Origin of the sequence: Pseudomonas cedrina subsp. cedrina, from assembly GCF_001983175.1 — a bacterium.
GTDB lineage: Bacteria > Pseudomonadota > Gammaproteobacteria > Pseudomonadales > Pseudomonadaceae > Aquipseudomonas > Aquipseudomonas cedrina.
Map to the genome: position 1 here is coordinate 175735 of NZ_MNPW01000004.1, position 21984 is coordinate 197718.

20 protein-coding genes are annotated in these 21984 nt (G+C 61.8%); 14 read left to right on the forward strand and 6 right to left on the reverse strand.

Annotated features, from left to right (window positions below; genetic code table 11):
- Positions 1-137: 137 nt before the first annotated feature.
- From gatB to gatC, 3 genes are read right to left on the reverse strand one after another with little or no spacing between them, the layout of a single operon-like run.
- Positions 138-1583: an Asp-tRNA(Asn)/Glu-tRNA(Gln) amidotransferase subunit GatB gene (gene gatB, locus BLL36_RS09340; RefSeq protein WP_076951161.1), complete on the reverse strand. Its 1446-nt coding sequence runs from the start codon at positions 1581-1583 to the stop codon at positions 138-140.
- A 10-nt stretch (positions 1584-1593) separates the two neighbouring features.
- Complete coding sequence (gene gatA, locus BLL36_RS09345; RefSeq protein ID WP_076951162.1) at positions 1594-3045, reverse strand: Asp-tRNA(Asn)/Glu-tRNA(Gln) amidotransferase subunit GatA; 1452 nt, start codon at positions 3043-3045, stop codon at positions 1594-1596.
- 16 nt (positions 3046-3061) lie between these two features.
- On the reverse strand, positions 3062-3349 hold the full coding sequence (gene gatC, locus BLL36_RS09350) for an Asp-tRNA(Asn)/Glu-tRNA(Gln) amidotransferase subunit GatC (protein ID WP_010213142.1): 288 nt from the start codon (positions 3347-3349) through the stop codon (positions 3062-3064).
- A 210-nt stretch (positions 3350-3559) separates the two neighbouring features.
- Between gatC and mreB the strand changes: the two genes are divergently transcribed.
- From mreB to tldD, 8 genes are all read left to right on the forward strand, one after another.
- A complete protein-coding gene (mreB, locus tag BLL36_RS09355) occupies positions 3560-4597 on the forward strand; it encodes a rod shape-determining protein MreB (protein ID WP_002555108.1) in 1038 nt (345 codons plus the stop codon).
- A gap of 140 nt (positions 4598-4737) precedes the next feature.
- On the forward strand, positions 4738-5874 hold the full coding sequence (gene mreC, locus BLL36_RS09360) for a rod shape-determining protein MreC (RefSeq protein WP_076951163.1): 1137 nt from the start codon (positions 4738-4740) through the stop codon (positions 5872-5874).
- Entirely contained in the window at positions 5874-6362 is a 489-nt protein-coding gene (gene mreD, locus BLL36_RS09365) for a rod shape-determining protein MreD (protein ID WP_076951164.1), read from the forward strand. The genes mreC and mreD overlap by 1 nt, the downstream gene beginning before the upstream one ends.
- A gap of 51 nt (positions 6363-6413) precedes the next feature.
- Positions 6414-7010, forward strand: coding sequence for a Maf family protein (locus tag BLL36_RS09370; protein ID WP_076951165.1), 597 nt, complete (start codon positions 6414-6416; stop codon positions 7008-7010).
- A 71-nt stretch (positions 7011-7081) separates the two neighbouring features.
- A complete protein-coding gene (gene rng / locus BLL36_RS09375; protein WP_076951166.1) occupies positions 7082-8539 on the forward strand; it encodes a ribonuclease G in 1458 nt (485 codons plus the stop codon).
- Positions 8540-8615: 76 nt separating this feature from the next.
- Positions 8616-12431, forward strand: coding sequence for a YhdP family protein (locus tag BLL36_RS09380; protein WP_076951167.1), 3816 nt, complete (start codon positions 8616-8618; stop codon positions 12429-12431).
- 48 nt (positions 12432-12479) lie between these two features.
- The gene (locus BLL36_RS09385) at positions 12480-13328 is read left to right on the forward strand and encodes a carbon-nitrogen hydrolase family protein (RefSeq protein ID WP_076951168.1); all 849 of its coding nucleotides are present in this window, start codon (positions 12480-12482) and stop codon (positions 13326-13328) included.
- 16 nt (positions 13329-13344) lie between these two features.
- A complete protein-coding gene (tldD, locus tag BLL36_RS09390; protein WP_076951169.1) occupies positions 13345-14787 on the forward strand; it encodes a metalloprotease TldD in 1443 nt (480 codons plus the stop codon).
- 45 nt (positions 14788-14832) lie between these two features.
- Here tldD and yjgA read toward each other — a convergent pair whose 3' ends face one another.
- A complete protein-coding gene (yjgA, locus tag BLL36_RS09395) occupies positions 14833-15354 on the reverse strand; it encodes a ribosome biogenesis factor YjgA (protein ID WP_076951170.1) in 522 nt (173 codons plus the stop codon).
- 108 nt (positions 15355-15462) lie between these two features.
- Here yjgA and pmbA point away from each other — a divergent pair, with 108 nt between their 5' ends.
- From pmbA to BLL36_RS09425, 6 genes are all read left to right on the forward strand, one after another.
- Entirely contained in the window at positions 15463-16809 is a 1347-nt protein-coding gene (pmbA, locus tag BLL36_RS09400) for a metalloprotease PmbA (protein WP_076951171.1), read from the forward strand.
- 147 nt (positions 16810-16956) lie between these two features.
- A complete protein-coding gene (locus tag BLL36_RS09405) occupies positions 16957-17352 on the forward strand; it encodes a FagA protein (RefSeq protein WP_076951172.1) in 396 nt (131 codons plus the stop codon).
- Entirely contained in the window at positions 17345-18721 is a 1377-nt protein-coding gene (locus tag BLL36_RS09410) for a class II fumarate hydratase (RefSeq protein ID WP_076951173.1), read from the forward strand. Before BLL36_RS09405 ends, BLL36_RS09410 begins: the two co-directional genes overlap by 8 nt.
- Positions 18722-18748: 27 nt before the next feature.
- The gene (locus BLL36_RS09415) at positions 18749-19177 is read left to right on the forward strand and encodes a hypothetical protein (protein WP_076951174.1); all 429 of its coding nucleotides are present in this window, start codon (positions 18749-18751) and stop codon (positions 19175-19177) included.
- 1 nt (position 19178) lies between these two features.
- Positions 19179-19790: a superoxide dismutase gene (locus BLL36_RS09420; RefSeq protein WP_076951175.1), complete on the forward strand. Its 612-nt coding sequence runs from the start codon at positions 19179-19181 to the stop codon at positions 19788-19790.
- Positions 19791-19822: 32 nt separating this feature from the next.
- Positions 19823-20716 (forward strand): ZIP family metal transporter, encoded by an 894-nt coding sequence (locus BLL36_RS09425; RefSeq protein WP_076951176.1) that lies wholly within the window; start codon positions 19823-19825, stop codon positions 20714-20716.
- 119 nt (positions 20717-20835) lie between these two features.
- Here the strand turns inward: BLL36_RS09425 and BLL36_RS09430 are convergent, their stop codons facing one another.
- Both BLL36_RS09430 and rapZ read right to left on the reverse strand, forming a co-directional pair.
- The gene (locus tag BLL36_RS09430; RefSeq protein WP_076951177.1) at positions 20836-21108 is read right to left on the reverse strand and encodes an HPr family phosphocarrier protein; all 273 of its coding nucleotides are present in this window, start codon (positions 21106-21108) and stop codon (positions 20836-20838) included.
- 16 nt (positions 21109-21124) lie between these two features.
- Entirely contained in the window at positions 21125-21982 is an 858-nt protein-coding gene (rapZ, locus tag BLL36_RS09435; RefSeq protein WP_076951178.1) for an RNase adapter RapZ, read from the reverse strand.
- Between the last annotated feature and the right edge of the window lie 2 nt (positions 21983-21984).

Here is a 21984-nt window from a genome sequence, read left to right on the forward strand (position 1 = left end):
AATGTGGGAGCTGGCTTGCCTGCGATGCGGACGACCCGGTGTCTCAGGAGCACCGAGGTGATGCAATCGCAGGCAAGCCAGCTCCCACAGGGTATCCGGGTGGGAAGTGAAATTTCCGCCCGGACCATTCATTGCTATCAGCCTTCGAGCTTGCTTTTCAGCAATTCGTTGACCTGTTGCGGGTTGGCCTTGCCCTTGGAGGCCTTCATCGCCTGGCCGACAAAGAAGCCGAACATCTTGCCGCGCTTGGCTTCGTCCGCCGCGCGGTATTGCTCGACCTGCTCGGCGTTGGCCGCGAGCATTTCATCGAGTACGGCCGAGATCGCGCCGCTGTCGGTGACTTGCTTGAGGCCGCGCTTTTCGATGATCTCGTCCGCGCTGCCTTCGCCGCTGGCCATCGCTTCGAACACCGTCTTGGCGATTTTGCCGGAGATGGTGTTGTCCTTGATGCGCAGCAGCATGCCGCCCAGTTGCTCGGCGGACACCGGGGCCTCGTCGATTTCCAGGCCCTGCTTGTTCAACAGGCTGCCCAGCTCGACCATCACCCAGTTGGCCGCCAGTTTGGCATCACCGGCAATGCTCACGACCTTTTCGAAGTAATTGGCTTGCTCGCGGCTGGAGGCCAGGACGCTGGCATCGTAGACCGACAGGCCGAACTGCGCCTGGAAGCGCTCGCGTTTCTGTTGCGGCAATTCCGGCAGGGTGGCGCGGATGTCGTTGAGGAACGAATCCTCCAGCACCACCGGGAGCAGGTCCGGGTCCGGGAAGTAACGGTAATCATTGGCTTCCTCCTTGCTGCGCATGGCGCGGGTTTCGTCTTTGTTCGGGTCATACAGGCGGGTTTGCTGGATGACCTTGCCGCCGTCTTCGATCAAGTCGATCTGGCGACGCACTTCGCAGTTGATCGCCTTCTCGATGAAGCGGAACGAGTTGACGTTCTTGATCTCGCAGCGCGTGCCGTATTCGGCCTGGCCCTTGGGGCGAATCGACACGTTGCAGTCGCAACGCAGCGAACCTTCGGCCATGTTGCCGTCGCAGATGCCCAGGTAGCGCACCAGGGCGTGGATGGTCTTGACGTAGGCCACGGCTTCCTTGGCGCTGCGCATGTCGGGCTCGGAGACGATCTCCAGCAGCGGCGTGCCGGCACGGTTCAGGTCGATGCCGGTCGCGCCCGGGAATTCTTCGTGCAGGCTCTTGCCGGCGTCTTCCTCAAGGTGCGCGCGGGTGACGCCAACGCGCTTGATGGTGCCGTCTTCCAGGGGGATATCCAGGTAGCCCTTGCCGACGATCGGCAGCTCCATCTGGCTGATCTGGTAGCCCTTGGGCAGGTCCGGGTAGAAGTAGTTCTTGCGCGCGAACACGTTGTGCTGACCGATCTCGGCGTCAATCGCCAGGCCGAACATCACCGCCATGCGCACTGCTTCCTGGTTCAGCACCGGCAGCACGCCGGGCATGCCCAGGTCCACCAGGCTGGCCTGGGTGTTGGGGCCTGCGCCGAACGTGGTGGAACTACCGGAGAAAATCTTCGATTGGGTGGCGAGCTGGGTATGAATCTCCAGCCCGATCACAACTTCCCATTGCATAGTGTTCTCCTCAGAAGCCGGTAGGGATGCGGGTGTGCCAGTCAGTGTTCAACTGGTACTGGTGCGCCACATTGAGCAGGCGGCCTTCCTGGAAATACGGGGCGAGTAATTGCACGCCCACCGGCAGGCCGTCGACGAAACCGGCGGGCATGGACAAGCCCGGCAAGCCCGCGAGGTTGGCGGTGATGGTGTACAGGTCTTCCAGGTACTCGGCGATCGGGTCGCCGGTCTTGGCGCCGATCTTCCAGGCCGGGTTCGGCGTGGTAGGGCCGAGGATCACGTCAACTTCTTCAAAGGCAGCCATGAAGTCGTTCTTGATCAGGCGGCGGATCTTCTGCGCCTTGAGGTAGTAAGCGTCGTAGTAGCCGGCCGAGAGGGCATAGGCACCGACCATGATCCGGCGTTGTACTTCGGCCCCGAAACCTTCGCCACGGGAACGCTTGTACAGGTCGTTGAGGTCTTTGGGGTTTTCACAGCGATAGCCGAAACGCACGCCGTCGAAACGCGACAGGTTGGAAGAGGCTTCCGCCGGCGCGATCACGTAGTAAGCGGGAATCGCGTGCTGGTTGTTCGGCAGGCTGATTTCCTTGATCACGGCACCGAGGCCTTCCAGCGTCTTGACGCTGTTGTGCACCAGTTCGGCGATGCGCGGGTCGAGACCGGCGCTGAAATATTCCTTCGGCACGCCGATGCGCAGGCCCTTGAGCGAGGTGTTCAGGGCTGCGCTGTAGTCCGGCACGGGCTCGTCGATGCTGGTGGAGTCCTGCTTATCGAAACCCGCCATGCCTTGTAACAAAATCGCGCAGTCTTCGGCGGTGCGCGCCAGCGGGCCGCCCTGATCGAGGCTGGAGGCGTAGGCGATCATGCCCCAGCGGGAAACGCGACCGTAGGTCGGCTTCAATCCGGTGAGGTTGGTGAACGCGGCAGGCTGGCGGATCGAGCCGCCGGTGTCCGTGGCGGTGGCGGCCGGCAGGAAGCGCGCGGCCACTGCGGCGGCCGATCCACCGGACGAGCCGCCGGGTACGTGCGCAAGGTTCCACGGGTTTTTCACCGCGCCGTAGTAGCTCGACTCGTTGGCCGAACCCATGGCGAACTCGTCCATGTTGGTCTTGCCCAGGGTCACGGCGCCGGCGGCGGCCAGCTTGGACACCACGGTGGCGTCGTAGGGTGCCTTGAAGTTGTCGAGCATCTTCGAGCCGCAGCTGGTGCGAATGCCCTGGGTGCAGAACAGGTCTTTGTGGGCGATGGGGGCGCCCAGCAGTGCGCCATTTTCACCGTTGGCGCGACGTGCGTCGGCGGCCTTGGCCTGGCTCAAGGCCAGCTCCTCGGTGAGGCTGATGAAGCTGTTGACCTTTGGATCGAGCTCGGCGATGCGCGCAAGCAGGGTCTTGGTCAGCTCTTCGGAAGAAAACTTTTTGTCGGCGAGACCGCGGGCGATCTCGGCCAGAGTCATGTGATGCATTGCAGGCTCTTTCCCTTTAGTCGATGACTTTCGGAACCAGGTACAGGCCGTTTTCGACCGCTGGCGCGATGGACTGGTAGGCCTCGCGATTATTACTTTCGGTCACGACGTCTGCGCGCAGGCGCTGGCTGGCTTCCAGCGGGTGAGCCAGGGGCTCGATGCCGTCGGTATTCACGGCCTGCATCTGGTCGACCAGCCCGAGAATGCTGTTCAGGGCTGCGGTGGTCTGTGGAAGATCGGCATCATTGAGGCCAAGCGAGGCCAGATGCGCGATTTTTTCCACGTCGGAGCGTTCAAGCGTCATGGGAATCTCCAGTGGAAAACAGAACGGAGGCTATCCGTGTGTTAGATTGTCGGAACACTACCGCATTTCTACGGTCTCACGGCCGCGATTGTGGGGTTGGGTGCACAGAAAGTCGGCCAATTTAGCACATTGGCGCCTTGCCCAAAATCCCTGTCGTTGTTAGAGTTTGCCGCACTTTTTTACCCACGCGTTGCCTAGGGTCCCTTTCCCATGTTCAAGAAACTGCGTGGCATGTTTTCCAGCGATCTTTCCATTGACCTGGGCACTGCCAACACCCTTATTTACGTGCGCGAGCGCGGTATCGTCCTGAATGAGCCATCGGTTGTGGCCATTCGGACCCATGGTAATCAGAAAAGTGTCGTTGCCGTCGGCACCGAGGCCAAGCGCATGCTCGGCCGTACACCAGGCAATATTGCTGCCATTCGTCCGATGAAAGACGGCGTGATCGCCGACTTCAGTGTCTGCGAGAAGATGCTGCAGTACTTCATCAACAAGGTTCACGAAAACAGTTTCCTGCAGCCCAGCCCTCGTGTGCTGATCTGCGTTCCCTGCAAGTCCACCCAGGTGGAGCGCCGCGCCATCCGCGAATCGGCCCTCGGTGCCGGTGCCCGTGAAGTGTTCCTGATCGAAGAGCCGATGGCCGCTGCGATCGGTGCCGGCCTGCCGGTTGAAGAAGCACGCGGTTCGATGGTGGTGGATATCGGTGGTGGTACCACTGAGATCGCCCTGATCTCCCTGAACGGTGTGGTGTATGCCGAATCCGTGCGCGTGGGCGGCGACCGCTTCGACGAAGCGATCATCACGTATGTGCGTCGTAACTACGGCAGCCTGATCGGCGAGTCCACCGCCGAGCGCATCAAGCAGGAAATCGGTACCGCCTACCCGGGCGGCGAAGTGCGCGAAGTCGATGTTCGCGGCCGCAACCTGGCCGAAGGCGTGCCACGTGCCTTCACCCTGAACTCCAATGAAGTGCTGGAGGCCCTGCAAGAGTCGCTGGCCACCATCGTTCAGGCGGTGAAGAGCGCCCTGGAGCAATCGCCGCCGGAATTGGCCTCCGACATCGCCGAACGTGGCCTGGTACTGACCGGTGGTGGCGCCTTGCTGCGCGACCTCGACAAGCTGCTGGCCCAGGAAACCGGCCTGCCGGTGATCGTTGCCGAAGACCCGCTGACCTGCGTCGCCCGTGGCGGTGGCCGTGCACTGGAAATGATGGATAAACACACCATGGACCTGCTCTCCAGCGAATAAGTCGTTGCGGGTTTGCCCATGTTTCGCCCGCAGGCAGCACTTTGCAGTGCTGCCTGCTGGCGTTTATCTTCTTCAATCTGCATCCGGGCCGGTTAGATGCCGTATGAATAAAGAGAACATTTGCCTGGGAGGAGCGGCTTATTAAACCGCTTTTCGCCAAAGGCCCCTCATTGGGCGTGCGCCTGTTGGTGCTGGTCGTGCTTTCGGTCGCGCTGATGGTGGTCGATGCCCGCTTTGCGCTGCTCAAGCCGGTGCGCAGCCAGATGTCGCTGGTGCTGATGCAGACTTACTGGATCACCGACCTGCCGCAACGTCTGTACCAGGGCGTGGCCAGCCAATTCGGCAGCCGCACCGAGCTGGTTGCCGAGAACGAAAAACTCAAGACCGAAAACCTGCTGCTGCAGGGGCGCATGCAAAAGCTCGCGGCCCTCACCGAGCAGAACGTTCGCCTGCGCGAGTTGCTCAATTCTTCCGCGCTGGTCAACGAAAAGGTCGAAGTGGCCGAGTTGATCGGCATGGACCCGAACCCCTTTACCCATCGCATCATCATCAACAAGGGTGAGCGCGACGGTGTGGTCCTCGGCCAGCCGGTGCTCGATGCCCGCGGCCTGATGGGCCAGGTGGTCGAGCTGATGCCGTACACCTCGCGGGTATTGCTGCTCACGGACACGACCCACAGCATTCCGGTGCAGGTCAACCGCAACGGCCTGCGCGCGATTGCCAGCGGCACCGGCAACCCAGAGCGCCTGGAATTGCGGCATGTGGCCGATACCGCCGACATCAAGGAAGGCGACCTGTTGGTCAGCTCCGGCCTGGGTCAGCGTTTCCCGGCGGGCTACCCGGTGGCGACGGTGAAGGAAGTGATCCACGATTCCGGTCAGCCGTTCGCCATTGTGCGCGCCGTGCCTACCGCCGCCTTGAACCGCAGCCGCTACCTGCTGCTGGTGTTCAGCGACAACCGCACCCCGGAAGAGCGCGCCAACGACGCCGCCCAGGCCCAGGAAGCGGAAGACAAGAAGAACGGCACTGCGCCGATCATTCCTTCCACTGTACCCAAGCCTGCCCCGGGAACACCGGCCACACCTGCGGTGACCCCGGCAGTGGGCGCGCCTGCCGTGACGCCCGTCAAACCGGCGGCGCACCCCGTCAAACCTGCCGCGACCAAACCTCCCGCGTCGACGCCTGCCACCACCACGCCGGCGGCTAAACCGCCTGCTGCCGCCCCGGCCGCGCGCCCAGCGACCGCCCCGGCAACCACGCGGCAGAGGGAGGAATAATGGCCGGTACTCATTCGCGCAATGGCTGGATCGTCTGGCTGACCTTCGCCGTCGGCCTGCTGCTCAGCGTCTCGCCACTGCCACAATTCATGGAAATCCTGCGCCCGCTCTGGCTGGCCTTGCTGCTGGCCTTCTGGTCGTTGAACCTGCCGCATAAAGTCGGCATGGTCACCGCCATGTTCCTGGGTTTGGCGCAAGACGTGTTGTATGGCACCTTGCTGGGCCAGAACGCGTTGATCCTGACCCTGATTACCTTCCTGGTGCTGTCGTTGCAGCAGCGCCTGCGCATGTTCCCGATGTGGCAGCAGTGCCTGGTGATCCTGGTGATCTTCGGCCTGGCGCAGCTTGTTCAGCTCTGGCTGAGCGCGTTGACCGGTAATCGTCAGCCTACGCTCGCGCTGGTATTGCCGGCCCTGGTCAGCGCCTTGCTGTGGCCATGGATCAGCTTCGGCCTGCGTGGTTTACGTCGTCGCTATAAGATCAATTGAATGGATTGCGAGGCTCTGCCTGGTTATCGAACCCTACAGGGAGAGTCTGCAATGAATTCGCTATACCTGGCCTCGGGCTCCCCGAGGCGGCGTGAACTGCTGACCCAGATCGGTGTGCCCTTCACTGTGGTCAGCGCCGCTATTGATGAAACCCCTCTTACAAACGAATCCGCCGTTTCCTACGTCGAGCGCTTGGCGCGCGGCAAGGCTGCGGCAGGTTTTGCTGCGCTTGAACACACTGTCGGCGCCTGTGTGCTTGGGGCTGATACGGCGGTGATCGTCGATGGCCGGATCCTCGGCAAACCGGTGGACCAGGCCGATGCCCTGGCGATGTTAATGGCGTTAGCCGGGCGTGAGCATGAGGTGCTGACCGCCATTGCCGTCACGGATGGCCAGCGCTGTGAAACCCGATGCGTGAGCAGTCGTGTGTTTTTTCGGGGGATTACTGCCGAGGAAGCGACAACCTACTGGCACAGTGGCGAGCCCCAGGACAAGGCGGGCGGCTATGCTATTCAAGGACTGGGTTCAGTGTTTGTTGCCGGCCTCAATGGCAGTTATTCCGCCGTGGTCGGCCTGCCAGTGTGCGAAACCGCGCAACTGCTCGGCCAATTCGGCATACCCTGTTGGCAAAACCTAACCGTGCGCTGAATGCCTCTACTTAAGCGCCCAGCCTTAAGCGATCGGTCACTATTGTGAAAACGCCTGAACGAGACCCAGCCATGAGTGAAGAGATTCTAATCAATATCACGCCGATGGAATCGCGCGTGGCGGTGGTAGAGAACGGTGTTCTGCAAGAAGTCCACGTGGAGCGCACCCAGAAGCGCGGGATCGTCGGCAACATCTACAAGGGCAAGGTGGTGCGCGTGTTGCCGGGGATGCAGGCTGCCTTCGTCGATATCGGCCTGGACCGAGCCGCGTTTATCCATGCCTCGGAAATTTCCCTGCGCGAAGGCCCGGCGGTCGAAAGCATCAGCGCCCTGGTGCACGAAGGGCAGAGCCTGGTGGTGCAAGTCACCAAGGACCCCATCGGTTCCAAGGGCGCGCGCCTGACCACGCAGCTGTCGATTCCGTCGCGCTACCTGGTCTACATGCCGCGCACCGCCCATGTTGGCATTTCCCTGAAGATCGAAGACGAAGCCGAGCGAGAACGCCTCAAGAAGGTGGTCAGCGATTGCGTAGCCGCCGAAGGCATCAAGGAGGCCGGTGGTTTTATCCTGCGCACCGCCGCGGAGGGCGCGGGCGCCGATGAAATCCTGATGGACATCCGTTACCTGCGCCGGTTGTGGGACCAGATCGACGTGCAGATCAAGACCATCAGCGCGCCAAGCGTCATTTACGAAGACCTGGGCCTGGCCCTGCGCACACTGCGCGACCTGGTCAGCCCGAAGATTGAAAAAATTCGTATCGACTCGCGGGAAACCTTCCAGCGCACCACGCAGTTTGTCGCCGAGCTGATGCCGGAAATTGCCGACCGCCTGGAGCATTACCCTGGCGAACGGCCGATCTTTGACCTGTATGGCGTCGAAGATGAAATCCAGAAAGCCCTGGAACGCAAGGTACCACTCAAGTCCGGCGGCTATCTGGTGGTGGACCCGGCGGAAGCCATGACCACCATTGACGTCAACACGGGCGCGTTCGTCGGTCATCGCAACCTTGAAGAGACGATCTTCAAGACCAACCTCGAAGCGGCTACCGCGATTGCCCGCCAGCTGCGCCTGCGCAACCTGGGCGGCATCATCATCATCGACTTTATCGACATGGAAGACGAAGAGCACCAACGCCAGGTGCTGCGTACTCTCGAAAAGCAGCTGGAACGCGATCACGCCAAGACCAACATCATCGGCATAACCGAGCTGGGCCTGGTGCAGATGACCCGCAAGCGCACCCGCGAAAGCCTCGAACAGGTGCTGTGCGAGCCCTGCAGCAGTTGCCAGGGGCGCGGTAAATTGAAGACGCCGGAAACGGTTTGCTACGAGATTTTCCGTGAAATCCTACGAGAGGCGCGAGCCTATCAGGCCGAAGGTTATAGAGTACTCGCCAACCAGAAAGTGGTGGATCGGCTGCTGGACGAAGAGTCCGGCAACGTTGCCGAGCTGGAGGGGTTTATCGGGCGCACGATTCGCTTCCAGGTCGAAACCATGTATTCCCAGGAACAATACGACGTGGTGCTGCTCTGATCCCCAATCGTTTTCCTTTTACGCGACGGGCAGACCGTGATCTGCCGTCCGACTACCGCCTTGAGGGTCGCCTGACATGGAGCGTCTGATACGCTTTTTTGCCGCTTTGACCCGTTGGGGCCTGGGCCTCTGCGCCTTGCTGCTGGTATTGGCGGCCGTGTATGTGAGCCTGGGTCGTGAATTGACCCCGCTGGTGGCCGAATACCGTGGGGAAGTCGAAGCCAAGGCCCAGGCTGCGGTGGACATGCCCCTGCACATCGGCAGTCTTGAAGGCCGCTGGAGCGGCTTCGCCCCGGTATTGCTCGCCCATGACGTGATGGTGGGCGAGGGCAGCAGTGCCCTGCGCCTGGACCAGGTCGAAGTGGTGCCGGATATCTGGGCCAGCCTCATGGCTCGCGAAGTGCGCATTGCGCATTTGCAAGTCAGTGGCTTGCAGCTCAGCGTCAAGGAAGACAAGGACGGCAAGTGGGCCCTTCAGGGCCTGCCGATGCGCGACGACCAGCCGCTGGACCCGGAGCAGTTGCTCATGCGCATGCAGCGGGTCAAGCGTGTGTCGCTGCTCGACAGCCAAGTCACGTTGCAACCGTTTGACCAGGCACCCGTGACGCTGACGTATGTCGGGCTGAGCCTGCACACCGGCATGACCCGCCAGCGTCTGGACGCGCGCTTGACCCTGCCCGATGGCCAGCCGCTCGCCTTGAGCCTGCGCACGCGTATTCGCGCCAGCCAGTGGCGGGACGGCGAAGTCCAGGCCTACCTGAGCCTGCCGCAAAGCGATTGGGCCAAGTGGATCCCGGCCAAGCTGACCCAGCAGTGGACACTCAGCCAGTTCAAGGCCGGTGGCGAATTCTGGCTGACCTGGGCCAAAGGCACCGTGCAAAGCGCAGTGGTGCGCCTCAACTCGCCTCAGGTCAAAGGCCGTTACGCCGAGCGCAAGCCTGTGCACATCGAAAACCTTGCGCTCACCGCCTACCTGCAGCGCAGCGACACCGGCCTCAAGGTGCTGTTCGACTCCCTGGCGATGAACCTGGGGGAAACCCGTTGGGAATCCCGCCTGCAACTCCAGCAGACCCTGGCTAGCGACAAGGACCAGGAAGTCTGGAAGCTCCAGGCCGACCGCCTGGACCTCACGCCGCTCACGCCACTGCTCAATGCCTTGGCGCCGCTGCCGGAAGGTTTCGCCAAAACCATCGAGCACCTCAAGGCCACCGGCCTGCTGCGTAATGTGCTGGTGGACTTTCGCCCTCAAGACACCACCGATCAAAAAGTCAGCTTCGCCGCCAACCTCGAGCGCATCGGTTTTGATGCCTACTCTGGCGCGCCGGCCGCGCGTAACGTATCGGGCAGTATCAGTGGCGACCTGGGCCATGGCGAGTTGCGCATGGACAGCAAAGACTTCTCCCTGCACCTTGACCCGATCTTCGCCAAGCCCTGGCAGTACCTGCAGGCCAATGCACGCCTGACCTGGAAGCTGGACAAGCAAGGCTTCACCCTGATCGCCCCGTATATCAAGGTGCTGGGCGAGGAGGGCAAGATCGCCGCCGACTTCCTGATTCGCCTGCATTTCGACCATAGCCAGGAAGACTACATGGACCTGCGCGTCGGCATGGTCGATGGCGACGGGCGCTTCACCCCCAAGTACCTGCCGGCGGTGTTGAGCCCGGCACTCGATGAATGGTTGCGCACGGCGATTCTCAAGGGCGCGGTGGACCAGGGCTTCTTCCAGTACCAGGGCTCGCTGAACCACGACGCGTTGCGGGCTTCGCGCAATATCAGCCTGTTTTTCAAGGTGCATGACGCCGAGCTGGCGTTCCAGCCGGGCTGGCCCCATGTGAGCAAGGTCAACGGTGAAGTGTTCGTCGAGGAGAGCGGCGTACGCATCCTGGCGAGCAAGGGCCAGTTGCTCGACACCAAGGTCAAGGACATCTACGTCAATATTCCCCACGCGCCTGCCGGCAAGGACAGCCATCTGTTGCTGACGGGTGGTTTTGCCGGCGGTTTGGGCGATGGCCTGAAGATCCTCCAGGAAGCACCGATCGGCACGGCATCGACCTTTGCCGGCTGGAAGGGCGAGGGCGACCTGCAAGGCAATCTCGACCTGGATATTCCGTTGGCCAAGGGCGCCGAGCCGAAGATCGTGGTGGACTTCAAGACCGATAAGGCGCGCCTGCAACTGGCGGAGCCCACCCTTGACCTGACCCAGCTCAAGGGCGATTTCCGCTTTGACAGCACCAAGGGCCTCAGTGGCCAGAACATCACGGCCCAGGCGTTCGACCGGCCGATCACCGCGCAGATCTTTGCCGACGGCAAGCCGGGCACTGTCAGCACGCGCGTGGTTGCCAAGGGCCAGGTAACGGTCAAGCGGCTGACGGACTGGCTGAACGTCACTCAGCCGTTGCCGGCCTCCGGTGATATTCCCTACCAGTTGCAACTGGACCTGAGCGGCGCCGACAGCCAACTGATGGTCAGCTCGAACCTCAAGGGCGTGGCGGTGGATTTGCCCGCGCCGTTCGGCATGCCAGCCAGCCAGGGCCGTGACAGCGTATTTCGCATGACTCTGCAGGGCGCCGAGCGCCGTTATTGGTTCGATTACGGCGAATTGGCGAATTTTACTTTTGCCGCGCCGCCGGACAAATTCAATGATGGCCGGGGAGAGCTGTTCCTCGGTGATGGCGATGCGGTGCTGCCAGGTGCCAGGGGCTTGCGTATTCGCGGCGTGCTGTCGGAACTGGATATCGATCCCTGGAGAAAGCTCGTCAACCAGTATGCCGGGAACGATCCTGGCGGCAGTGCCAAGCAATTGCTCAGCGGCGCCGATTTCAAGGTGGGCAAGCTGACCGGTTTCGGCACCCAGTTTGATCGGGTGAACTTGCAATTGGACCGTAAGCAGGCGGCGTGGGGCTTGCAGTTCGACAGCCAGCAGGCCAAGGGCACGGTCAACCTGCCGGACGCCAAGGGCGCACCGATTGCGATCAACCTGCAATACGTGAAACTGCCGGCGGTGGACCCGACGGTGCAGGCGGACGAAAACGCTCCGGACCCATTGGCGAGCATCGATCCGAAGGATATTCCGGCGCTGGATATCGCCATTGACCAGTTGTTCCAAGGCCCGGACCTGGTCGGCGCCTGGTCGCTGAAAATCCGCCCGACCGCCAAGGGCCTGGCGTTCACTAACCTGGACCTGGGCCTCAAGGGCATGCAGCTCAAGGGGGCCGGTGGTTGGGAGGGCGCAGCGGGCGCCAGCGGCAGTTGGTACAAGGGCCGCCTGGACGGCAAGAATATTGGTGATGTGCTCAAGGGGTGGGGTTATGCACCGACCGTCACCAGCCAGGATTTCCACCTGGACGTGGATGGTCGCTGGCCGGGTTCGCCGGCCTATGTAGGGCCCAAGCGCTTCTCGGGCAGCCTGGACGCGGCCTTTCGCAACGGTCAGTTCGTGGAGGTGGAAGGCGGTGCCCAGGCCCTGCGGGTGTTCGGCCTGCTGAACTTCAACTCCATCGGGCGACGGTTGCGCCTGGACTTTTCCGACTTGCTCGGCAAGGGCTTGAGCTATGACCGGGTCAAAGGCTTGCTGGCCGCCAGTGACGGTGTGTTCGTGACCCGTGAACCGATCACCATGACCGGGCCATCGACCAACCTGGAGCTCAACGGCACCCTGGACCTGGTCGCCGACCGGGTTGACGCCAAGCTGCTGGTCACCCTGCCGGTCACCAATAACCTGCCGATCGCCGCGCTGATCGTGGGCGCGCCGGCGATTGGCGGTGCGTTGTTCCTGATCGACAAGCTGATCGGTGACCGTGTTGCGCGCTTCGCCAGCGTGCAATACAAGGTGGAAGGCCCATGGAAAGACCCGAAAATCACCTTCGACAAGCCATTTGAAAAGCCAAACTGAGAGCCTGTGGAGTAGCATGGCCACCTATCCTTCAGGGAGTGTCGGCCCATGTCCTTTGCGGTAATTCAAATGGTCAGCCAGAGCGACGTGCTGGCCAACCTGGCCCAGGCCCGCCGTCTGATGGAGCAAGCGGCGGCGGGTGGTGCGAAGTTGGCGGTGCTGCCGGAAAACTTCGCCGCCATGGGCCGTCGCGATGTGGCCGATATCGGCCGCGCCGAAGCGCTGGGCGACGGCCCGATCCTGCCATGGTTGAAACAGACCGCCCGCGACCTCACCTTATGGATAGTCGCCGGTACTTTGCCGTTGCCACCCGAGGATCAACCGCACGCCAAGCCCAATGCCTGCTCGCTGCTGGTTGATGATCGCGGCGAGACCGTTGCCCGTTACGACAAGCTGCATTTGTTCGATGTCGATGTGGCGGACGCTCGAGGTCGCTATCGCGAGTCTGATGACTATGCTTTCGGGGGCAACGTGGTGGTCGCGGATACACCGGTCGGCCGCCTGGGGCTGACGGTATGTTACGACCTGCGCTTCCCCGAGCTCTACAGCGAGTTGCGTGCGGCGGGGGCGCAATTGATTAGCGCACCTTCGGCGTTTACGGCCGTGACCGGCGCCGCGCATTGGGATGTGCTGGTGCGTGCACGGGCCATTGAAACCCAGTGCTACCTGCTGGCGGCCGCCCAGGGCGGTGTGCATCCGGGCCCCCGGGAAACCCATGGGCACGCGGCGATTGTCGACCCGTGGGGGCGCGTGCTGGCACAACAGGACAAAGGCGAAGCGGTGTTGTTGGCCGAGCGCGATAGCAGTGAACAGGCGTCGATTCGGGCGCGCATGCCGGTGGTCAACCATCGGCGCTTTTTCTCGCAGGGCGCACAGCGGCCTGCTTCGGAACGATGAATTTAAGGCCATACCTATGAGCGAGTTGTTGTCCTCAGTCAGTGAACACCTCCTGGCACCCGGTGGCGTGACCATCGAAAGTCTGCAAACCGTGCTCGGCGATCTGGCCGGGCCGGGCATTGACGCGGCCGATCTGTATTTCCAGGGCCAGATCTCCGAGTCCTGGTCGTTGGAAGACGGGATCGTCAAGGAAGGCAGTTTCAATCTCGATCAGGGCGTCGGCGTGCGCGCGCAATCCGGCGAGAAAACCGGCTTCGCCTACAGCAACGCGATCACCCTGGAAGCCTTGGGCTTGGCGGCGCGTGCCGCGCGCTCGATTTCGCGCGCCGGGCAAAACGGCACGGTGCAGGCATTCAGCACCCAGGACGTGGCCCAGCTGTACGCACCGGATAACCCACTGGAAGTGATCAGCCGCGCGGAAAAGGTCGAGCTGCTCAAGCGTGTCGACGCGGCCACCCGTGCCCTGGACCCGCGTATCCAGCAGGTCACCGTGAGCATGGCCGGTGTGTGGGAACGTATCCTGGTGGCGTCCACCGATGGCGGTCTGGCGGCGGATGTACGGCCGCTGGTGCGTTTCAACGTGAGTGTGATCGTTGAACAGAACGGCCATCGCGAGCGCGGCGGCCATGGCGGCGGCGGGCGTACCGACTACCGTTATTTCCTCAGTGATGACCGCGCCATGGGGTATGCCCGTGAAGCGCTGCGCCAGGCGCTGGTCAACCTGGAAGCGATTCCGGCACCGGCGGGTACCCTGCCGGTAGTGCTGGGTTCGGGCTGGTCCGGTGTGCTGCTGCACGAAGCGGTCGGGCATGGCCTGGAAGGGGACTTCAACCGCAAGGGCAGTTCGGCCTACAGCGGGCGCATGGGCGAAATGGTTGCGTCCAAGCTCTGCACTATCGTCGATGACGGCACCCTGGCCGGGCGTCGTGGCTCGCTGAGCGTGGATGATGAGGGGACGCCAACCGAGTGCACCACCCTGATCGAAAACGGCGTGCTCAAGGGCTATATGCAAGACAAGCTCAACGCTCGCCTGATGGGGGTTGCCCGCACCGGTAACGGCCGCCGCGAATCTTATGCGCACCTGCCGATGCCACGCATGACCAATACCTACATGCTCGGTGGCCAAAGCGATCCGGCGGAAATCATCGCTTCGGTAAAGCGCGGCATCTACTGCGCCAACCTCGGTGGCGGCCAGGTGGATATCACCAGCGGCAAGTTCGTGTTTTCCACCAGCGAGGCATACCTGATCGAAGACGGCAAGATTACCGCGCCGGTCAAAGGGGCAACGTTGATCGGTAACGGCCCGGAAGCAATGAGCAAGGTGTCGATGGTCGGCAACGACCTGTCGCTGGACAGCGGCGTGGGCACATGCGGTAAGGATGGGCAGTCGGTGCCGGTGGGTGTCGGCCAGCCAACGCTGAAGATTGATGCGATCACCGTGGGTGGCACGGGCTCGTAAACCGTGGAGCTTCGGGTGGCGAAGACCGCCACCCACGGAAGAGGATCAGCGCAGACCGCGTTGAGTCTCGTCCAGCTCTCGGATGTATTTGAAGATTTTACGGCTGGTGGCCGGCGCTTTGTTATGCGCCTGCTCATGCTGGGCCTGACGGATCAGGGAGCGCAGTTGCTGGCGGTCCGCATCCGGATAGTCCAGCACGAATTTCTCCAGCACGGCGTCATCGCCCTCAATCAGGCGGTCACGCCAACGCTCCAGGTTATGGAAGCGTTCGTTGTACTGGCGAGTGGAGGCATCGGTTTGATCAAGCAAGGCCAGAATGGCGTCAGTGTCCTGATCGCGCATCAGTTTGCCGATAAACATGATGTGCCGTTTACGCGCGATATTCGCGGTGTGCTTGGGCGCATCCGCCAAAGCCCGGCGCATTTCGTCGGTCAACGGCAGTTTTGCAATCAAATCCTTCTTGAGCGTTGTAAGGCGCTCGCCGAGGTCAACCAGAGCATGCAGCTCACGTTTGACCTGGGTTTTGCTTTTCTCCCCATCGAGGGAGTCGTCGTAAGAATCAACCATGGTGGCAGTCCGCAAAGAAACGCCGCCATGATAACCAGTCGGGGGCCGCTTGTCCGGCCCGGTCGCTCGATGGCCTTAACCGAAAGCAGAATTTGAGTGGAGAAAACCATGAGTGCAGCCCAAAGCGTCGGTCCGCAAGCGTTACCGGCACTGCAGGAACAAGTCGAGCAGATCCTTGCCGAGGCCAAGCGCCAGGGGGCCAGCGCCTGTGAAGTGGCGGTGTCGCTGGAGCAAGGGCTGTCGACGTCGGTCCGTCAGCGGGAAGTGGAAACCGTTGAGTTCAATCGCGACCAAGGGTTCGGCATCACCTTGTATGTAGGGCAGCGCAAAGGGTCGGCGAGTACCTCGGCCAGCGGCCCGGAGGCGATCCGCGAAACCGTGGCCGCTGCATTGGCCATCGCCAAGCACACCTCCGAAGATGAAAGCTCAGGCTTGGCCGACAAGGCGCTGATGGCCCAGGACCTGCAGGATTTCGATCTGTTCCACGCTTGGGACATCACGCCAGAGCAGGCCATCGAGCAGGCTTTGGTCTGCGAAGCGGCGGCATTCGACGCCGATGCCCGCATCAAGAACGCTGATGGCACCACGTTGAGTACCCATCAGGGTTGCCGCGTGTACGGCAACAGCCATGGTTTTATCGGCGGTTATGCTTCCACGCGCCATAGCCTGAGCTGTGTAATGATCGCCGAGGCCAATGGTCAGATGCAGCGCGATTACTGGTACGACGTGAACCGCCAGGGCGACCTGCTCGCTGACCCAGTCAGCATTGGCCAGCGTGCCGCGCAACGTGCGGCGAGTCGGCTGGGCGCCCGCCCGGTGCCAACCTGTGAAGTGCCGGTGCTGTTTTCCGCAGAGTTGGCCGGTGGGTTGTTCGGCAGTTTCCTGGGGGCGATTTCCGGTGGCAACCTGTACCGCAAGTCGTCGTTCCTCGAGGGTGCGATCGGCCAGAAACTGTTTCCAGAGTGGCTGACCATTGACGAACGCCCCCACCTGATGCGCGCCATGGGCAGCACATCGTTCGACGGCGATGGCCTGGCGACTTACGCGAAGCCTTTCGTCGAGAACGGCGAGTTGGTTTCCTACGTATTGAGCACCTATTCCGGCCGCAAACTCGGCCTGCCAAGCACTGCCAATTCCGGCGGCGTGCACAACCTGTTCGTCACCCATGGCGAGGAAGACCAGGCCGCCCTGTTGCGGCGCATGGGGCGTGGCCTGCTGGTGACCGAATTGATGGGCCATGGCTTGAACATGGTCACGGGTGATTACTCCCGTGGTGCCGCGGGTTTCTGGGTGGAAAACGGCGAGATTCAGTTTGCCGTCCAGGAGGTGACCATCGCCGGCAACATGCGCGACATGTTCAGGCAGATCGTTGCAGTGGGTAATGACTTGGAACTGCGCAGCAACATTCGCACAGGTTCGGTGTTGATCGAGCGGATGACCGTCGCCGGTAGCTGATCCTTCCAGCGCTTCACCCAAAGGCGCGCCATCTTAAAGATGGCGCGCCTTTCTTTTTGCGTGTGTGACAAGGGATTATCACGCCACCCTTGTTTTGATTCTTAATATCATTTAATAATAAATCTCATTACCGAATGAGTGTGGATCATGAAGCCTGTCCTGCATGAGGATCCTTATCTTGAGAGCTGGCGCTGGATGAGTCGCCAGATTCGTTGCGGCCTCGAGCCCGACGAGCCGCGCCTGATCGAACACTACCTCAGTGAGGGCCGCTACCTGGCGTGTTGCACCGCCACCCATCCGTGGACGATCGCTGAAACCTCGTTCCGTCTGCTACTCGATACCGCCAGCGATATCGCGTTGCCCTGGCATTGGCGTTCCATGTGCCTGGATCAGGCCTGGCGCCCACTGCGCGATCTGGAAAAGCTCTCCCACTGTGCCTGCCGCCTCAAGCGCTGGCAGACCTTCGCCTGGCAATTGGCTACGTGCCAATTGCTGCCTTCCCTTTCCGTTACTGACCTGGTCCAAGGATCCTCCGATGAGTAATACCCGTATCGAACGCGACAGCATGGGCGAACTGCAGGTGCCCGCCGAGGCTTTGTACGGCGCCCAGACCCAGCGCGCGGTAAACAATTTCCCGATCAGTCATCAACCCATGCCGGCGCAATTCATTCGCGCATTGATCCTGGCCAAGGCCGCCGCCGCCAAGGTCAACGTCGACCTCGAGCAAATCAGCGCAGGGCAGGGCAAGGCTATCGTCGATGCCGCCCAAGGTTTGCTCGAAGGTGATTTCATGCGGCACTTCCCGGTGGATATCTTCCAGACCGGTTCCGGCACCAGCTCCAACATGAATGCCAACGAGGTGATTGCGACCCTCGCGACCCGTTTGCTGGGCGAGCCGGTAAACCCCAACGATCACGTGAACTGCGGCCAAAGCAGCAACGACATCATTCCGACCACTATCCACGTCAGTGCCGCGCTGGTGCTGCATGAGCATACGCTGCCGGCCTTGCTGCACCTGGTTCAGGTGATCGAGCAAAAAGCCGAAGAGGTCCACCCGTTCATCAAGACCGGCCGCACGCACCTGATGGACGCCATGCCGGTGCGCATGAGCCAGGTGCTCAACGGCTGGGCGCAGCAGCTCAAGGCCAACATCGGGCACTTGCAGGACCTGCTGCCAAGCCTGCAAGCGCTGGCCCAGGGCGGCACGGCGGTCGGCACCGGAATCAACGCACACCCGCAGTTCGCCGCGCGTTTCAGCCAGCAATTGAGCACCCTGACCGGCGTGACCTTCACCCCAGGCAAGAACCTGTTTGCGCTGATCGGCTCCCAGGACACCGCCGTTGCCGTCTCCGGCCAGTTGAAGGCCACCGCCGTGTCGCTGATGAAGATTGCCAACGATTTGCGCTGGATGAACTCCGGCCCGCTCGCCGGCCTCGGTGAAATCGAACTCGAAGCCCTGCAACCGGGCTCCTCGATCATGCCCGGCAAGGTCAACCCGGTGATCCCGGAAGCGACCGCCATGGTCGCCGCGCAGGTCATCGGCAACGATACGGTGATCACCGTCGCCGGCCAGTCTGGCAATTTCGAGCTGAACGTGATGCTGCCGATCATCGCCCAGAACCTGCTCAGCAGTCTCCAATTGCTGGCCAATGCCAGCCGTTTGCTGGCAGACAAGGCCATTGCCAGTTTCAAGGTCAATGAAGCCAAGCTCAAGGAGGCGTTATCGCGCAACCCGATCCTGGTCACCGCACTCAATCCGATCATCGGTTACCAAAAGGCTGCCGAGATTGCCAAGACGGCCTATCAGCAGGGCCGCCCGGTGATTGATGTCGCCCTCGAGCACACCGACTTGCCGCGCAGCCAACTGGAAATCCTGCTGGATCCGGAAAAGCTCACGGCTGGTGGCGTGTAATCACCGACCCTGCTTTGGAGGCTCACCATGGAGCACTGGAAACGTACGATCGAACGGGCCAATCGCTGTTTTATGGCGGGCGAACTGGTGGATGCTCGCGAGGCCTACTTGCAAGCCCTGGCCCTGGCCCAAGTGTTGTTCGAACGCTGGGCGGACGCCGACGAAGCAGTGGCGGCCTGCGTCATTTCCCATCACAACCTGGCGGATCTGCACCTGCGCCTGAACCAGCCGGAAGAGAGCGCCGAATACCTCTGTGCGATCCACCAGCGCCTGCTGCAAACCATGCAGGACTCGCGGTTGAGCCCGCAATTGCGCGAAGCAGCCCTGCGTCAGAGCAGCAAGACTTACGTCGAGCTGTTGAACTTCATCAGCGATCACGGTGAGTACCCGCGCACCCATCGCTTGCTGGGTGGCGCTGCGGTGCAACCGACCACTTCCCACTACGGAGCACATTGAGATGACTTACACCTTGCCTGCCTTGCCTTACGCCTACGACGCCCTGGAACCGCATATCGATGCGCAGACCATGGAGATCCACTACACCAAGCACCACCAGACCTACATCAACAACCTCAACGCGGCCGTAGAAGGCACCGAGTTTGCGGGCTGGCCGGTGGAGAAGCTGGTGTCCAGCGTGCAGCAGCTGCCGGAAAAAATGCGCGCTGCGGTGATCAACCAAGGTGGCGGCCACGCCAACCATTCGTTGTTCTGGGCGGTGATGTCGCCCAAGGGCGGCGGTAAACCCGAGGGCGAGCTGGGCAAGGCGATCGACGAGCAGTTGGGTGGATTCGACAGCTTCAAGGAAGCATTCACCAAGGCGGCCCTGACCCGTTTCGGCAGCGGCTGGGCGTGGCTGAGCGTCACCCCGCAAAAGACCCTGGTGGTGGAAAGCAGCGGTAACCAGGACAGTCCGCTGATGAACGGTAATACGCCGATCCTCGGCCTGGACGTCTGGGAGCACGCCTACTACCTGCTGTATCAGAACCGCCGCCCCGAATACATCAATGCCTTCTACAGTGTTATCAACTGGCCGGAAGTTGCCGCGCGCTATCAGGCCGCTGTTGCCTGACTTCAACCTCATAACAAGATCTAAGGCCGACTATGGGCACTGAAACACTGGCGATCAGCAGCGGGCGAATGTTTCGTTATGCGTTTGGCTCGCTGCTGCTATTGGCAGGTTCTGCATTGCTGGTGGCCCACGGGCTGGCTTGGCTGGACCTGGAGCCGCGTATTCTGCGCGCCCTGCAGGGCGGGGCCATATGCGCGCTCGGCACGGCGCTCGGTGCCGTTCCGGTGCTGGTCATCCGGCGCATGCCGGTAGCGCTGAGCGATACGTTGCTGGGCTTTGGTGCCGGGGTGATGCTGGCGGCGACGGCGTTCTCGCTGATCGTGCCAGGCATTAGCGCGGCTGAGAGCCTGGGACTGGCGCCCTGGGGCGCCAGTGGCTTGATCTGTTTGGGCATTATGCTCGGAGCATTCGGGCTGTACCTGGTTGACCGCCAGGTCTCCGGTGCCAGCCCGGAAATGCTGGTGGGCACGCCAGACAAACCGGTGATCCCGCCGCGCATCTGGCTGTTCGTGTTTGCCATCATCGCCCACAACATTCCGGAAGGCATGGCGGTGGGCGTCTCCGCCGGTGGCGGAATGCCGGATGCCGATAGCCTGGCGATGGGCATTGCGTTGCAGGATGTGCCTGAAGGCCTGGTGATTGCGCTGGTATTGGCCGGGGCGGGGATGTCACGGGTCAAGGCGTTCCTGATCGGTGCTGCGTCAGGTCTGGTGGAGCCGGTGTTCGCTGTACTCTGCGCGTGGTTGGTAAGCCTGGCCGAGGTGCTGCTGCCTTTGGGCCTGGCCCTTGCCGCAGGTGCGATGCTGCTGGTGGTGACCCATGAAGTCATTCCTGAATCGCGGCGCAATGGTCACGAAAAGCTCGCCAGCCTTGGGCTGTGTATCGGTTTTTGCCTGATGATGGTGATGGATACTGCGCTGGGCTGATTCGTGCTTTTTGTAGGAGCGAGCTTGCTCGCGAAGAACGTAAACGATAACGCGGGCATTCTGGTTTAACCGGGTGCCTGTGCGTTTTTCGCGAGCAAGCTCGCTCCTACAGTAGAGGGTTATTCGCCTTCGTCGAAGTAGTTATTGATCAGCGCCACCAGTGCGGCCATCGCTTCGTCTTCCTGCTCGCCTTCGGTCTTCAAGTGAATCCTGGTGCCCTTGCCGGCCGCCAGCATCATCATGGCCATGATGCTCTTGCCGTCGACCATGGCGTCCGGGGTGCGCCCGGCGCGGATCTGGCAGGGGAACTGGCCGGCGACGCCGACGAACTTGGCCGAGGCCCGGGCGTGCAAACCCAGCTTGTTGATGATTTCAATTTCACGAGCGGGCATCGCGGGTGTGTTCCTTTCAGCTAAGGTCGCGGTGGCGGACCTGGACGTTCTTGAGGGTTTTTTGCAGCACCTGGCCCAGGCGCTCCGTCAGGTAGACGGAGCGGTGGTGACCGCCAGTGCAGCCGATGGCAATGGTGACATAGGCCCGATTACTGGCGGCGAAGCGCGGCAGCCATTTGAGCAAGTAGCTGGAAATGTCCTGGAACATCTCTTCTACATCCGGTTGCGCGGCCAGGTAATCGGCCACCGGCTGGTCCAAACCGGATTGTTCACGCAGCTCCGGCTTCCAGTAGGGGTTTGGCAGGCAGCGCACATCGAATACCAGGTCGGCATCCACCGGCATGCCTCGCTTGAAGCCAAACGACTCCACGAGAAACGCCGTGCCCGGCTCCGGCTGGTTCAACAGGCGCAGCTTTATGGCATCGCGCAACTGGTAAAGGTTAAGGCTGGTGGTGTTGATCTTGAGGTCGGCCAGGTCAATGATCGGCCCCAGCAGCTTGGTTTCGTCCTCAATGGCTTCGGCCAGCGAACGCTGGGCGCTGCTCAGAGGGTGACGCCGGCGGGTCTCGGAGAAGCGCTTGAGCAGGGTCTCTTCGTCGGCGTCCAGGTACAACACGTCACAATGGATGTGTTTGGCGCGCACCTCCTCAAGCAGTTCGGGGAACCGAGAGAGGTGGCTTGGGAGATTGCGGGCGTCAATCGACACCGCGACCAGCGGCTGCGCCAATTCCGTGTGGATCAGCGCGCGCTCGGCCAGTTCCGGCAGCAGGCCGGCGGGCAGGTTGTCGATACAGTAGAAACCGTTGTCCTCAAGGACGTTGAGGGCAGTGCTTTTACCCGAGCCGGAACGGCCGCTGACGATGATCAAACGCATGG

Coding starts and splice junctions, on each gene's coding strand:
- gatB (WP_076951161.1), bottom strand. CDS start 1,583: ATGCAATGGGAAGTTGTGATCGGGCTGGAGATTCATACCCAGCTCGCC.
- gatA (WP_076951162.1), bottom strand. CDS start 3,045: ATGCATCACATGACTCTGGCCGAGATCGCCCGCGGTCTCGCCGACAAA.
- gatC (WP_010213142.1), bottom strand. CDS start 3,349: ATGACGCTTGAACGCTCCGACGTGGAAAAAATCGCGCATCTGGCCTCG.
- mreB (WP_002555108.1), top strand. CDS start 3,560: ATGTTCAAGAAACTGCGTGGCATGTTTTCCAGCGATCTTTCCATTGAC.
- mreD (WP_076951164.1), top strand. CDS start 5,874: ATGGCCGGTACTCATTCGCGCAATGGCTGGATCGTCTGGCTGACCTTC.
- BLL36_RS09370 (WP_076951165.1), top strand. CDS start 6,414: ATGAATTCGCTATACCTGGCCTCGGGCTCCCCGAGGCGGCGTGAACTG.
- rng (WP_076951166.1), top strand. CDS start 7,082: ATGAGTGAAGAGATTCTAATCAATATCACGCCGATGGAATCGCGCGTG.
- BLL36_RS09380 (WP_076951167.1), top strand. CDS start 8,616: ATGGAGCGTCTGATACGCTTTTTTGCCGCTTTGACCCGTTGGGGCCTG.
- BLL36_RS09385 (WP_076951168.1), top strand. CDS start 12,480: ATGTCCTTTGCGGTAATTCAAATGGTCAGCCAGAGCGACGTGCTGGCC.
- tldD (WP_076951169.1), top strand. CDS start 13,345: ATGAGCGAGTTGTTGTCCTCAGTCAGTGAACACCTCCTGGCACCCGGT.
- yjgA (WP_076951170.1), bottom strand. CDS start 15,354: ATGGTTGATTCTTACGACGACTCCCTCGATGGGGAGAAAAGCAAAACC.
- pmbA (WP_076951171.1), top strand. CDS start 15,463: ATGAGTGCAGCCCAAAGCGTCGGTCCGCAAGCGTTACCGGCACTGCAG.
- BLL36_RS09405 (WP_076951172.1), top strand. CDS start 16,957: ATGAAGCCTGTCCTGCATGAGGATCCTTATCTTGAGAGCTGGCGCTGG.
- BLL36_RS09410 (WP_076951173.1), top strand. CDS start 17,345: ATGAGTAATACCCGTATCGAACGCGACAGCATGGGCGAACTGCAGGTG.
- BLL36_RS09415 (WP_076951174.1), top strand. CDS start 18,749: ATGGAGCACTGGAAACGTACGATCGAACGGGCCAATCGCTGTTTTATG.
- BLL36_RS09420 (WP_076951175.1), top strand. CDS start 19,179: ATGACTTACACCTTGCCTGCCTTGCCTTACGCCTACGACGCCCTGGAA.
- BLL36_RS09425 (WP_076951176.1), top strand. CDS start 19,823: ATGGGCACTGAAACACTGGCGATCAGCAGCGGGCGAATGTTTCGTTAT.
- BLL36_RS09430 (WP_076951177.1), bottom strand. CDS start 21,108: ATGCCCGCTCGTGAAATTGAAATCATCAACAAGCTGGGTTTGCACGCC.
- rapZ (WP_076951178.1), bottom strand. CDS start 21,982: ATGCGTTTGATCATCGTCAGCGGCCGTTCCGGCTCGGGTAAAAGCACT.